Below are 13,180 nucleotides of genomic sequence, written 5' to 3' on the forward strand. Positions count from 1 at the left end.
CTTAAGTTGGTTCGAAAATGGTTTAATATGTCGTGCATAACGGGTTTGTTAACTATTTATCGTAATTGTCATTTTGTATGATCTAATGTCGATGCATTTTTATGTTGGTGTTAGATCATTTGTTAATTTTTGAATTATATATGCTTAATAGTCAAACTTTGTATTTGAAGTTACTATGACTTTTACTGAGCAAACCCTATAATAACGCATATTACGGACAAAGCGTGTTATGCAGTGTGAACTAAAGGAGTAACCAATATGCTAATTTTGACTCGTCGTGTAGGCGAAACATTGATGATTGGTGATGAAGTCACTGTCACAGTATTAGGTGTTAAGGGTAACCAAGTACGTATTGGTGTCAATGCACCCAAAGAAGTATCTGTTCACCGTGAAGAGATTTACCAACGGATCCAATCTGAAAAGTCAGACTCATCTGATGGCGGTAACTTCTAAGCAGTTTTTGTTAGATATTGAAACGACTAAGTCAGCATTTGCTGACTTTTTTGTTTTTACACGCGGTAAAGTTTTGTTTAGCTTGACTGCAAATATTGTAATAGGTGAGAAAGTATTTTATTTAGCTAATATTATTTATTCACTTAATAAGTAGAGTATTTGGAGTCTTATTTGCTGTTAAACCCCTCAATGTGCTTAAAAACAGTTCAAATGGTTAGCGGTTTGGAAAAAGGGTTTGACTTATTTTCGGCAAACAGTAATATGTGCGCCAAGAAAACGGAGAGGTGGCCGAGTGGCCGAAGGCGCTCCCCTGCTAAGGGAGTATGGGCTTTAACTCCCATCGAGGGTTCGAATCCCTCCTTCTCCGCCATTTCTTACAATAGTTAAATCGATGCGGATGTAGCTCAGCTGGATAGAGTACCTGGCTACGAACCAGGCGGTCGAAGGTTCGACTCCTTCCATCCGCACCATTTCTATTGTTGTGATTTTGAATGCGGATGTAGCTCAGCTGGATAGAGTACCTGGCTACGAACCAGGCGGTCGAAGGTTCGACTCCTTCCATCCGCACCATTCAAAATAGAAAGACTGTATAGAAAAATTTGCGCGTGTAGCTCAGCTGGATAGAGTACCTGGCTACGAACCAGGCGGTCGGAGGTTCGACTCCTCCCACGCGCACCATATTTGACGGAGAGGTGGCCGAGTGGCCGAAGGCGCTCCCCTGCTAAGGGAGTATGGGCTTTAACTCCCATCGAGGGTTCGAATCCCTCCTTCTCCGCCATTCATTCATTGATGTTATAGTGCACTGCACTTTAATCTGATGTAATGATGGCATTAAGTACTAAGTAAGATTTTGCGCGTGTAGCTCAGCTGGATAGAGTACCTGGCTACGAACCAGGCGGTCGGAGGTTCGACTCCTCCCACGCGCACCACATTAAAAAAACCTGCTATTAATTAGCAGGTTTTTTTTTGCATTCGATTTCTAATCATTCCATTTAGCTGCGTTTAATCATCCATATTCATCTTCGATAGACATTCTGGTGATCTTTCAATCTACTTATCATCTTTGATCACTAGAAATAATGAACTCCATCACAAAGTAGTGACTTTATTTTTATGTTTAGTAAATTTTTATTCAACGATCAAGATTGGAAAAAATAAGTGGCGGTAAATCGTTGGTGGTTGCCTGTTTAGTTTGATCAACAATGATGTAACACTCTTGTGTGTCAGAGGGGGAGTGAGATTTATTATGTAATTCTTAGTTAACGGCTGCTTTTATTATCAAATTCTTATTTGTTTCTATTTTTGGTAATTATTTATGGTAAGACCATTTTACAGTTGGATAGTGATTTTGTTATGATTTGTGTATATTTTGTAACATAAGAAGTCGTTAAAATGGATATGAATTCAGTTTCTGTTAAAGTTGGCTTGATTAGCTGGTCAAGTATTAATTGAATATTTATTCTGAAAATGGTTTTGAATAAAAGAATGCGAAATAACGAGGCCGCGAGTCATCATGCCTTAATACGCATGTCAAAGCTTGGCATGTTACCCAATGGAACACATTTGTCGTATTTATTACAGTGAGGGACTATGGCATCGATCAGCCAACAATTAGTTGATGCGCTTGGCATTATGGTGATGGGAATGGGCTTAGTGTTCATTTTCTTGAGTATTTTAATTGTTGGTATTGGAATAGTGGCTAAATACAGTCCAGTTCCTATTGAGCCAACACCAGAGCCAAAGATCAACACAGGATCAACGACAGGATTAAATCCTAAGTTAGTCGCCGCTATTACTTCTGCGATTCATCAATATCGCGCGTAAGATTTATTTTGGGAGCTTTTATGAGCAAGCCGTTATTACTCACCGATGTCGTCCTGCGTGACGCCCACCAATCTCTACTTGCAACACGCTTACGTATTGATGACATGTTACCCATTGCTCCTTTGCTGGATAAAGTGGGTTATTGGTCATTAGAATCATGGGGTGGCGCTACTTTTGATTCATGTATTCGCTATTTAGGCGAAGACCCGTGGGATCGCATTCGTGAACTCAAAAAGGCCATGCCAAACACGCCACAGCAAATGTTGTTACGTGGACAAAATTTATTAGGGTATCGTCATTATGCTGATGATGTTGTTACCCGTTTTGTTGAGCGTGCTCATACCAATGGTGTAGATGTATTCCGTATTTTTGATGCCATGAATGATGTGCGTAACTTAGAAACCGCCGTTAAAGCGGTTAAAAATGTAGGTGGCCACGCGCAGGGAACGATTTCATTTACGACTAGCCCAGTACATACCCTTGATACCTGGGTTGATATGGCTAAGCACTTAGAAGACATGGGCGCGGATTCATTATGTATTAAAGATATGGCTGGCTTACTTAAGCCGATGCAAGCTTATGATTTAATTAGCCGCTTAAAATCGCAAACTGACTTAATGGTATCGATGCATTGTCATGCGACAACAGGTCTTAGCACAGCGACATACCAAAAGGCCATCGAGGCGGGTGTTGATGTGCTTGATACTGCAATCTCTTCAATGAGCCAAACCTACGGCCACAGCGCAACCGAAACTTTAGTGGCCATGGTAGAAGATACCGATAGGGCCACTGGTTACGATATGGTGCTCTTAGAAGAGATAGCCGCTTATTTCCGTGAAGTACGTAAAAAGTACGTTCGTTTTGAGGGCGCACTTAAGGGAATTGATTCACGTATTTTACGCGCCCAAGTGCCAGGTGGCATGTTAACCAACATGGAAAATCAGCTAAAAGAGCAAGGCGCTGCAGATAAGATGGATGCGGTGTTAGCTGAGATCCCACGGGTACGTGCAGACTTAGGTTTCTTGCCTTTAGTGACACCAACATCACAAATAGTTGGCTCCCAATCGGTTATCAATGTGTTGATGGGTGAACGATACAAATCGATGACTAAAGAAACAGAAGGTGTGTTAAAAGGTGAATATGGCGCGACACCTGCTCCGGTTAATGCTGAGCTACAAGCTCGTGTGTTAAATGGAGCAAAAGCTATCACTTGTCGTCCAGCTGATTTAATCGCCCCTGAACTTGATAAGCTCCGAACAGAGCTTGCTGCTAAAGCCCAAGAAGAAGGTTTTACTTTGGCAGCTGAGTCTGACGACGATGTAATGACCTATGCTTTATTTAACCAAATTGGTCTTAAGTTTCTACAAAATCGCGGTAACCCTGATGCCTTTGAACCTGTGCCCTCAGCAGATGATTTAGTGGTTAAAGCGGATAAAGAAAAAGGTCCTGAAACCTATACCGTTAATGTAGAAGGTCAAAGTTTTGTTGTTCAGGTAAGCCAGGGGGTGAGATCAGTCAAATAGTGCCTGTGGCTACTTCTAATGCTGCTACCCCTACTCAAGTCGTCTCAGCGCCTACTGGTGCAGTTAAATACAGTATGACAGCGCCATTGTCGGGTAATATATTTAAAGTGCTTGTGGCTAACGGTCAAGCGATTAAAGCCGGTGAAGTGGTTATCATTCTTGAAGCTATGAAAATGGAAACTGAAGTGCGTGCGAACGAAGACGGTGTGGTCACTAATCTTGCGGTTAAGCAAGGCGACAGTGTTACGGTTGGCTCAGCATTATTAGATTTGGCGTAAGAGGACATTATGGAAGGATTAATGGCCTTTTGGGGCGAAACAGGTATTGCTCATTTCACCGGTGGGCAAGTATTAATGATGGGAGTAGGGTGTTTATTACTTTATCTTGCCATCGCACGTGGCTTTGAGCCTTTGTTATTATTGCCTATCGGCTTTGGCGCCATTTTAGCCAACATTCCCAATGCAGGCTTTACCGACGAAGGTGGTTTACTTTGGTACGCTTACCATATCGGGATTGAAACGGGGGTTTTTCCGTTATTGATCTTTATGGGCGTTGGCGCTATGACCGATTTTGGAGCCTTAATTGCTAACCCTAAAACGTTACTTTTAGGGGCCGCAGCACAGTTTGGTATCTTTGCCACATTGTTAGGTGCGATTGCATTAAATTGGGTGCCAGGTTTTGAGTTTACTATGCAAGATGCGGCTGCCATTGCCATTATTGGTGGTGCAGATGGCCCCACAGCTATCTTTTTGGCCTCTAAGCTCGCGCCAGATTTGTTAGGCGCAATTGCGGTAGCAGCATATTCGTACATGGCGTTAGTGCCTTTAATTCAACCGCCTATTATGAGGTTGTTAACAACTCCTGCTGAACGTAGCATTAAAATGGAACAGCTTCGCGAAGTCAGTAAGCGTGAAAAAATTATTTTCCCGTTAATGGTAGTTGGGTTAACCATTTTGTTTTTACCTGCCGCCACGCCACTTGTGGGTATGTTCTGTTTGGGTAATTTGATGCGTGAATCGGGTGTAGTTGACCGTCTATCTAAAACATCACAAAACGAACTTATCAATATTGTCACTATCTTCTTAGGGTTAGCAGTGGGATCTAAACTGTCAGCTGATCAATTTCTACGAATTGAAACCTTAGGCATTTTACTTCTAGGTGCAGTGGCATTCTCTATTGGTACCGCTACAGGCGTGTTGATGGCTAAGTTAATGTGTAAATTATCTGGCGGTAAGGTTAACCCATTAATTGGCGCAGCAGGCGTGTCAGCCGTGCCTATGGCTGCCCGAGTGGTTAACAAGGTTGGCTTGGAAGCTAATCATCAAAACTTCTTGTTGATGCATGCTATGGGCCCGAATGTGGCTGGTGTGTTAGGCAGTGCCGTTGCTGCTGGGGTCTTATTAGCGGTATTAGGCTAATATCGTTTTAAAGTTATATATCTACACATTGAAGTAGCGCTTAGAAATCTGTGTCGATATTATTAAAATAAGGCCAGTACATCATGTACTGGCCTTATTTTTTGCTTAATCATCATTAGCCATAACTGCTACACTGTTTAAGATTACTTGTTACTTAAAGACCCATTTCTATGCAGCGTGCCCCATTACGTCAAGCCAAAACTATCGATAATGTCTTTAACAGTGCTTACTGGCATCTTGGTCAGCAAGACTTCACCATTAATGAAATTCGCACCAAGCTAGCGCGTAAAACTGATAATCAACAATGGATTGATATCGTACTGGCTAGACTAGTAGAAAGTGGTTATTTAAAAAATGACTTCGACTTCGCTGTACGTTATTGCCAGTCGGCCTTTAGCAGTGAGCTAGGCGCAGGCGCAATAAGGCGCAAACTACAACTGCGCGGTCTATCAGCAACAGACATTGAAACAGCAATAGAGCAAGTAATGCACGAGCAACAGGTCGATACCTTTGAAATGGCCACGTCTAGACTACTTAATAGATTTGATAACTTTAATGGCACCAGTAAAGAAAAAGTCTATACCCAGATGACTACAAAAGGATTTTCACGCGCAGAAATTGATCATGCATTATCCCACCACCCTGAAAGTGACACATTGCGCAGTAAGCTGGCGATAAAAGCTGACAAAGTTGATTTAACAACAGAAATCATCAAGCTATTTAACAAGGGCAAAGGTAAAACACTTATCTTGCAGGAACTTAAACAGCGATTGATTGACGTGACTGATTTTGAAGAAACCCTTTACCAGTTAAACTTAACAGAAGAGGTTGATTTCTATCAAAGCTGTAAAGATCAGCTAGCTAAAAAACGTTATAACTTATCGGATTACAAAGAAAAGTCGAAAGCGTATGCGTATTTATCCCGTAAAGGTTTTGGCAGTGATGAAATAAAAGAAGCTATGTCACTAGATGACGAATAATCAAAATATCTGTATGCATTTGTCGATATTTAAATGCTGTGTTTTACTCAAGATGCTCATTTTTTTGAGACATAGAGTGATTCTATAATGGGTGCCATTTATTGCCAAAGGTGTTTACCACATAATGTTACCGCACGATGTTACTGCAAATCAGCGCTAGGGAAAATCAAAGTTAAGTTAGCAAAATGAGCGATAAAAAATGCCAATATCATTAACGTGATATTGGCATTTATTGCTTTAGCATCAACAGACTTAAAGGTACTCAATCAAACATAAGTCCTTTCAACGCTGGTTAAGCGATTTTCTGTTCAGTGAGTGTCTCTTCAGAGTTGAACTGCTCAATATCTAATTGGCCTTCGCTTTTGCCTATAACAACCGCGGTCATCATGTCACCGGTGACATTAGTCGCGGTGCGGATCATATCAATAATGCGATCAATGGCGGCAATAAATGCAATGCCTTCAAGGGGCAAGCCGATAACGCCTAAGGTAACAGTTAACATCACCATTGCACTGCCGGGTACGCCAGCGGTACCTACAGAGGCAACCGTGGCGGTAACGGCAATCAGCATGTAATCAGTCATATCTAAGGGAATACCGTAGATTTGAGCAATAAAGATAGCGGCAATAGCAGGGTAAATACCACCACAACCGTCCATGTTCATGGTCGCGCCTAAGGGCAGTACAAAGGCACTGTAACGTTTTGATACGCCCATTGCTTCAGTACAACGTGTACTAGCAGGTAGGGTACCAAAGCTCGATGCGGTACTAAAGGCCACTAGTTGAGCCGGCATGGCTTTGCGGAAAAACTTTACCGGGCTTAAACCTGCGGCAAATTTAATTAACCCACCATAAACAAAAATAATGTGAATTAATGCAGCAATATAAATGGCAATAATAAATTTACCTAACGGTAAAAGAGTACTTAAACCGTACTCGCCAACAACCCAAGCCATTAAGCCAAATACACCAATCGGGGTCAGTTTTAATACCATGCGCGTCAGTTGAAACATCACTTCAGCACTGGCTTCCATGACCTTCTTCAATGGTTCAGCTTTTTCACCGACGGCATTAATTGCAATACCGACTAAGGCTGCAAACACAATTATCTGTAACACTTTGCCTTCCGCTAAAGAAGCAAAAGGATTAACCGGGATCATATTGAGTAATACTTGGGCAAATCCGGGAATGTCACGTTCACGCACTTCGGTAGTGGCTAATTCAAGTGAACCACCCATGTCGATTAAGCTGCCAACCGCTAAACCAATAAATGAAGCTATCGTGCCCGTCAGCATAAATAGGCCTAAGGTTTTCAAGCTTAAGCGCTTTAAGTTGGTTTGATTGCCTAAAGAGGTAATGCTGACCACAATGGCGCAAAAGACTAGTGGGGCGACCAACATTTTGATCGCGCTAATAAATAGGTCACCAAGAGGCTTAAGCACAATTGCTGATTCGCCCAAAGCGATACCTGCAAGAGTGCCCAAGATGAAGCCTGCGAGAACTTTTTGCCAAAATGGAATACGTTTAAAGGTGTCTAAAATCATCGAGGTTCTCATTTTATGGTTATTGTTAGGCGTATTGATAAGATGAATGGGCGATTATGCATAATTCATCCGTCTATTGCGGTTTGAACCAGCGGTGTAAGTTACCCATTCTAGACAGATGAATCAAATTTAATGGCATTCTAGAGAGGCAAATAAAGACAAACAACGTCAATTTGATATAACTTATAATTATATATATCAATGTTAATATAATTATAAGTTTTTTACTGTGCAATAACTTTTAAAATAAAGCGTTTATAAATTAAAAAGTATTTTAAAATCATAAGGGTATATTTTGACTGAGTTATGGCTGATGTTTTCTGGAGCTTTTTTAGCTGCCACCTTGTTACCGGGGGGATCAGAAGTTTTACTTATTGGTTTGTTACAGCAAAACAGTGACCCTTGGTTAGGTTTATTGATTGTTGCCAGTTTGGGCAATACCTTAGGTGCCGTCACGAGTTATTATTTAGGCCGAGCGGGACGATTTGCAAAATCACCAGCTGATTTTGATAATAAGTACTATCAGCGATCACTGGGATGGTTTGAACGTTTTGGCGTATGGGCGTTACTCTTGTCCTGGTTACCGCTTATTGGTGATATTTTATGCTTAATTGCTGGGTGGTTAAAATTACCAGTGGTAAGCTCAACAGTAATGATTTTTATCGGTAAAACAGTACGCTATAGTTTAATTGTTTTTATATTTATGGCAGCAATTTGATAATGCAGTTATGTAAGCTCAAGGAGTGTGTTTTTTGAAAAAGTGGATACTTGCGGTCGCGATTAGTGCGGCAATTACCGGATGTGCAGCAGACAATGTTAATGATGACATTAAGCTAATCGCACAGCAAACAAGCTTACCAGCAGGCGTTAATCTAGTTGAAGCGGTTACTATCGCTGACAGTAACATTGGCATTCCTTACAAAAAATATCAGCTCGCAAATGGGCTAACGGTGATTTTGCATCAAGACACATCAGATCCCCTTGTACACGTTGACGTAACCTATCATGTGGGCTCGGCACGGGAATTAGCCGGACGCAGTGGTTTTGCCCATTTATTTGAACATATGATGTTCCAGGGCTCACAAAATGTTGCCGATGAGCAACACTTTAAAGTGGTTACCGAAGCGGGCGGTACACTAAATGGTACAACCAATTCCGATAGAACTAATTATTTTGAAACTGTGCCCAAAAATCAGTTAGAAAAAATGCTCTGGTTAGAGTCCGACAGAATGGGATTCTTGTTACCCGCATTAACCAGTGAAAAATTTGAAGTACAACGTGAGACCGTTAAAAATGAGCGGGCACAACGGATTGATAACCGCCCTTACGGCCGTTTAGGCGAACGTTTTGCACAAGCCCTTTATCCTGAAGGCCATCCTTATTCATGGCCAGTTATTGGCTGGCCGGACGATCTTGAACGTGCCACTGTTGATGATGTTAAGCACTTTTTCCAGCGTTGGTATGGGCCTAATAACGCCACATTAACCATTGGTGGTGATTTTGATGAAACACAAACTTTAGCCTGGATTAACCAATATTTTGGTGAAATCCCTTCAGGACCTAAAGTAGATGCTGCCACCAAAACCGCGGTGACCTTAGATAAAACCCGTTATCTTTCAATGGAAGATAAAGTACATTTGCCTTTATTATATGTGGGTATGCCAACCGTGTATGCCGGTCACCCTGATGAAGCCGCATTAGATCTACTGGCGAATATCATTGGCGGTGGTCAAACGTCATTGTTATACAAAAACTTAGTTAAAGATGGGTTGGCAGTGCAATCATCTGTTAGTCATCCATGCCAAGAATTGATGTGCCAATTTACTTTATATGCCCTAGCTAATCCTGCAAATGGTGGCAAGCTGGATGCGTTAGAAGCTAAAATTAATGAATCTATTGCCGAATTTGAGCAACGTGGTGTGACTGACGAAGACCTACAAAAGGTTAAAGTACAGTTTGAAGCCAGTACTATTTTTGGGTTGCAAAGCGTCGCTGGCAAGGTAGCGACTTTAGCTTCAAATGAAACCTTCTATGGTGATCCTAATCGAGTAGCAAAAGATTTAGCCCGTTATAACAGTGTGACTAAAGCAGATGTTATGCGGGTATTTAATCAGTACATCAAAGATAAACCTAAAGTGGTGATGAGTGTGGTGCCTGAAGGCCAATCACAATTAATTGCCAAAGCAGATAATTTTGCGCCCAAAAGCTTAGCCATTGCAGAGGATGCTGTGACGGGACTGGTTGATATTAAGCCTGTTGTATCAAGTTTTGATCGCACCTTAATACCTGCTCCGGGTGACGCTCCACAACTGACTGTACCCACACTTTGGTCTGCCACCTTAAGCAATGGTATTGAGGTGATGGGCACTGAAAGTGAAGAGACACCGACAGTCGAGCTAGTGATTTACCTTGAAGGCGGGCACCGTACTGTGCCTGTTGAAAAAGCCGGACTAGCCAAGCTAACCGCAGCTATGATGAATGAATCAAGCAATAAGCGCTCTGCAGAAGAGCTAGCTCAAGCATTAGAAATGTTAGGTTCAAATGTCACTGTTAGCGCAGGTGAGTCACAAACCTATGTACAAGTGTCTAGTTTGTCGAAAAATTTTGCCGCAACCTTAAGTATTGTTGAAGAACGTTTATTCCAGCCTGGTTTTGTCAGTGCTGACTTTGAACGCGTTAAACAGCAGCAATTACAAAGTTTACAACAAGCAATGACTAATCCGAGTTTCCTGGCCAGTAATGGTTTTTCTGCCTTGTTATATGGCAATAATACCGCCATGGGCAGTAGCGATTTAGGCACAGTGGCATCGGTATCGGCATTAACCCTTGATGATGTAAAAGCTTTTTATCAACAGCAATTTACCGCAGGTAATGCCCAAATGGTGTTGGTGTCTGATTTAGCCAAAGCTGATGTGATACCTATGCTTAATGGATTTAGCTATTGGGCGGGTAACGCCAGTGTGCTTTCACCTATTGATAAACGGATCCACGCTAAACCTGCAACCATTTATATTATCGATAAGCCAGATGCGGCGCAGTCGGTGATTAATATTGGTAAACGCGCGTTAACCTATGATGTCACCGGTGATTATTTTAAAGCCAACTTGATGAATTACCCATTGGGCGGCGCATTCAATAGTCGAATAAACTTAAACTTACGCGAAGACAAAGGTTATACCTATGGCGCCAGAACAAGCTTCAGTGGCCAAGAAGACAGTGGTGAGTTTATCGCCTCCGCCAGTGTTAGAAGTGATGTCACAGGCGCGGCAATTAGCGAGTTTATTAATGAAATTCAAATCTATCAGCAGTCGGGTATGAATGAAACAGAGTTGGCATTTTTACGCAATTCTATTACTCAAGGACAAGCGTTGGACTTTGAAACACCTTATCAAAAGGCCGGTTTTATTCGTAAAATTCAGCGTTATCAGCTAGACCATCAATTTACCGCTGAGCAAACTCAGATCATTAATTCAGTGACCACCACTGAATTAAACTCACTTGCTAAATCCTTGCTTGATATCAATACTATGGTGATATTAGTGGTTGGCGATAGAAAAGTGATTGAGCCACAGCTTGCGCCATTGGGCTATCCAATTGAAGTGTTAAATTAATTGTCTAAAATGGCTGACTTGAATTGATCTGATTTACCCCAATATCAGTATTAGTTCTAGTTAAAACGGCGGCAGAATTTCTGTTGCCGTTTTTGTTTACAGTTTTTTTGCCAATTTGGTAATAATCTCGGGTATCATCGGGTCTACTGATACCAATCGTATTTAATCACGCGAATTAATCAATAGAGAATAGAATATTGAAATCTTTCAATGAAATTGTCGACCAGCTTGGCGACAGCGAAGGGCGCGAAGCCTTACTCGGTATGCTCCGTGGTATTGAGCGTGAAGCTTTACGTATCGAAGGTAACGGCCAGTTGGCACAAGATTTACATCCGCAAGCTTTAGGCTCTGCATTAACACACTCAAGAATTACCACTGACTACAGTGAAGCTTTGCTTGAATTTATTACTCCTGTCCACAATGACATTGATGAATTGCTTGAAGAGCTAACGCAAACTCATGCCTACACAGTACGGAACTTAAATGGCCAAAAATTATGGCCAGTGAGCATGCCTTGTTATATTGGCGATGTGAAAAATATTCCTGTGGCTCAATACGGTGTGTCAAATAACGGTCTGATGAAAACCCTCTATAGAAAAGGCTTAACTCATCGTTACGGTGCGTTGATGCAAATAATTTCTGGGGTGCATTTTAACTTTTCTGTCTCAGCAGAGCTATGGCAACGCTTATTTGATAATAAACTATCTAATAATCCGCAGATGCGCTCAGACTCATTAAGCCGTTGTGAGTTTATTTCTGAATCTTATTTTGGTTTGATCCGAAATTATCGCCGCTTGGTATGGGTGTTGCCATATTTATTTGGCTCTACTCCCGCATTATGTTCATCGTTTGTGAAAGATCAAACCGTTGATTTTGATTTTAAAAAAACCGGAAAAGGCACACTTTACTTACCTTATGCCACATCATTACGCATGAGTGATTTAGGCTATACCAATAAAGAACAAGATACGCTGAATATCAGCTATAACTCGCTGCCCGAGTATCTAGCGGGTGTGCAAGCTGCGATTAAAATGCCATCGAAAAAGTTTGAACAAATTGGCGTTAATGTGGACGGAGAATACCGTCAGCTAAACCATAATATTTTGCAAATTGAGAATGAATTTTACTCGCCTATTCGTGCTAAACGCGTGACAAAATCGGGCGAAAAACCTTCACAGGCTCTGATGCGTGCAGGGGTTGAATATATTGAAGTGCGAGCACTGGATGTTAATCCATTTAGCCCGGTTGGTATTGATGCCACTCAAGTACGCTTTTTAGATTTATTCTTACTGTATTGCTTATTGTCACCGTCAGCACTGACCGATGATCAACGCGAGAAAGAAATTGCGGCAAACCTAAAAGCTGTAGTGTTAGAAGGACGTAAGCCTGGACTAATGCTTAAGCAAAATGGCCAGGATATTGATATTAAAGTGTGGCTAACCGATTTGTTTGCTGACTTGTCTCGACTCGCCACTTTATTAGACGGTGAGCATGGCTACAGTTATCAAAACGCATTAAGCCATTGGGCTGGTGCGATTGAAGATCCTAGCCAAACACTTTCTGGCCGTGTCCTTAATGAAATTATCACTAAAAATGTGGATCATGGCGACTGGGTTAAACAACTCGCTAATAATTACCATGATTTTTTATGCACTTATCCATTAAGTCATGAAATTGAGCAGCAATATAAAGATGAGGCAGAATCATCATTAGACAAACAGCAGCAGATAGAATCTGAATCTATGCCTAATTTTGATATTTTCCTGCAAGAATATTTTAAAGAAGTTGCTTCGCCAGAGTTGTATAGTGGCTGTAAAGCATAATGAAG

The 13,180-nt window shown here is 41.5% G+C and carries 9 protein-coding genes, 6 tRNA genes and 1 pseudogene; 14 read left to right on the forward strand and 2 right to left on the reverse strand.

What is annotated here, in order from left to right; translation table 11 throughout:
* Positions 1–258 precede the first annotated feature (258 nt).
* The 11 genes and pseudogenes from csrA (at position 259) to ACRWP9_RS07680 (ending at position 6,198) form a co-directional block, all read left to right on the forward strand.
* Complete coding sequence (csrA, locus tag ACRWP9_RS07630; RefSeq protein ID WP_434928607.1) at positions 259–453, forward strand: carbon storage regulator CsrA; 195 nt, start codon at positions 259–261, stop codon at positions 451–453.
* 278 nt (positions 454–731) lie between these two features.
* Positions 732–823 (forward strand) — tRNA-Ser (locus tag ACRWP9_RS07635).
* Positions 824–846: 23 nt separating this feature from the next.
* Positions 847–923 (forward strand) — tRNA-Arg (locus ACRWP9_RS07640).
* Between the two features lie 23 nt (positions 924–946).
* A tRNA-Arg gene (locus tag ACRWP9_RS07645) sits at positions 947–1,023 on the forward strand.
* A gap of 31 nt (positions 1,024–1,054) precedes the next feature.
* Positions 1,055–1,131: transfer RNA gene (locus tag ACRWP9_RS07650), tRNA-Arg, on the forward strand.
* Positions 1,132–1,139: 8 nt separating this feature from the next.
* Positions 1,140–1,231 (forward strand) — tRNA-Ser (locus tag ACRWP9_RS07655).
* A gap of 74 nt (positions 1,232–1,305) precedes the next feature.
* Positions 1,306–1,382, forward strand: a tRNA-Arg gene (locus ACRWP9_RS07660).
* A 661-nt stretch (positions 1,383–2,043) separates the two neighbouring features.
* Positions 2,044–2,277, forward strand: a complete 234-nt coding sequence (locus ACRWP9_RS07665) for an OadG family transporter subunit (RefSeq protein ID WP_226410644.1) — start codon at positions 2,044–2,046, stop codon at positions 2,275–2,277.
* A gap of 20 nt (positions 2,278–2,297) precedes the next feature.
* Positions 2,298–4,078: pseudogene (gene oadA / locus ACRWP9_RS07670) on the forward strand (sodium-extruding oxaloacetate decarboxylase subunit alpha).
* 9 nt (positions 4,079–4,087) lie between these two features.
* On the forward strand, positions 4,088–5,218 hold the full coding sequence (locus ACRWP9_RS07675; protein WP_434928608.1) for a sodium ion-translocating decarboxylase subunit beta: 1,131 nt from the start codon (positions 4,088–4,090) through the stop codon (positions 5,216–5,218).
* 170 nt (positions 5,219–5,388) lie between these two features.
* Positions 5,389–6,198: a RecX family transcriptional regulator gene (locus ACRWP9_RS07680; RefSeq protein ID WP_434928609.1), complete on the forward strand. Its 810-nt coding sequence runs from the start codon at positions 5,389–5,391 to the stop codon at positions 6,196–6,198.
* Between the two features lie 140 nt (positions 6,199–6,338).
* Here ACRWP9_RS07680 and ACRWP9_RS07685 read toward each other — a convergent pair whose 3' ends face one another.
* Both ACRWP9_RS07685 and ACRWP9_RS07690 read right to left on the reverse strand, forming a co-directional pair.
* Positions 6,339–6,464, reverse strand: coding sequence for a hypothetical protein (locus ACRWP9_RS07685; protein ID WP_434928610.1), 126 nt, complete (start codon positions 6,462–6,464; stop codon positions 6,339–6,341).
* 26 nt (positions 6,465–6,490) lie between these two features.
* A complete protein-coding gene (locus ACRWP9_RS07690) occupies positions 6,491–7,741 on the reverse strand; it encodes a dicarboxylate/amino acid:cation symporter (RefSeq protein WP_434928611.1) in 1,251 nt (416 codons plus the stop codon).
* A 295-nt stretch (positions 7,742–8,036) separates the two neighbouring features.
* Between ACRWP9_RS07690 and ACRWP9_RS07695 the strand changes: the two genes are divergently transcribed.
* From ACRWP9_RS07695 to gshA, 3 genes are all read left to right on the forward strand, one after another.
* Positions 8,037–8,459 carry a YqaA family protein gene (locus ACRWP9_RS07695; protein WP_434928612.1) on the forward strand — a complete coding sequence of 141 codons (423 nt, stop codon included), beginning with the start codon at positions 8,037–8,039 and terminating at the stop codon, positions 8,457–8,459.
* Between the two features lie 34 nt (positions 8,460–8,493).
* Positions 8,494–11,352: a M16 family metallopeptidase gene (locus ACRWP9_RS07700; RefSeq protein ID WP_434928613.1), complete on the forward strand. Its 2,859-nt coding sequence runs from the start codon at positions 8,494–8,496 to the stop codon at positions 11,350–11,352.
* Positions 11,353–11,549: 197 nt separating this feature from the next.
* Positions 11,550–13,175 (forward strand): glutamate--cysteine ligase, encoded by a 1,626-nt coding sequence (gshA, locus tag ACRWP9_RS07705; RefSeq protein ID WP_434928614.1) that lies wholly within the window; start codon positions 11,550–11,552, stop codon positions 13,173–13,175.
* Positions 13,176–13,180: the final 5 nt, after the last annotated feature.

Source organism: Shewanella sp. HL-SH2 (assembly GCF_051164935.1).
Classification (GTDB): domain Bacteria; phylum Pseudomonadota; class Gammaproteobacteria; order Enterobacterales; family Shewanellaceae; genus Shewanella; species Shewanella glacialimarina.

Coding starts and splice junctions, on each gene's coding strand:
- csrA (WP_434928607.1), top strand. CDS start 259: ATGCTAATTTTGACTCGTCGTGTAGGCGAAACATTGATGATTGGTGAT.
- ACRWP9_RS07690 (WP_434928611.1), bottom strand. CDS start 7,741: ATGATTTTAGACACCTTTAAACGTATTCCATTTTGGCAAAAAGTTCTC.
- ACRWP9_RS07665 (WP_226410644.1), top strand. CDS start 2,044: ATGGCATCGATCAGCCAACAATTAGTTGATGCGCTTGGCATTATGGTG.
- ACRWP9_RS07675 (WP_434928608.1), top strand. CDS start 4,088: ATGGAAGGATTAATGGCCTTTTGGGGCGAAACAGGTATTGCTCATTTC.
- ACRWP9_RS07680 (WP_434928609.1), top strand. CDS start 5,389: ATGCAGCGTGCCCCATTACGTCAAGCCAAAACTATCGATAATGTCTTT.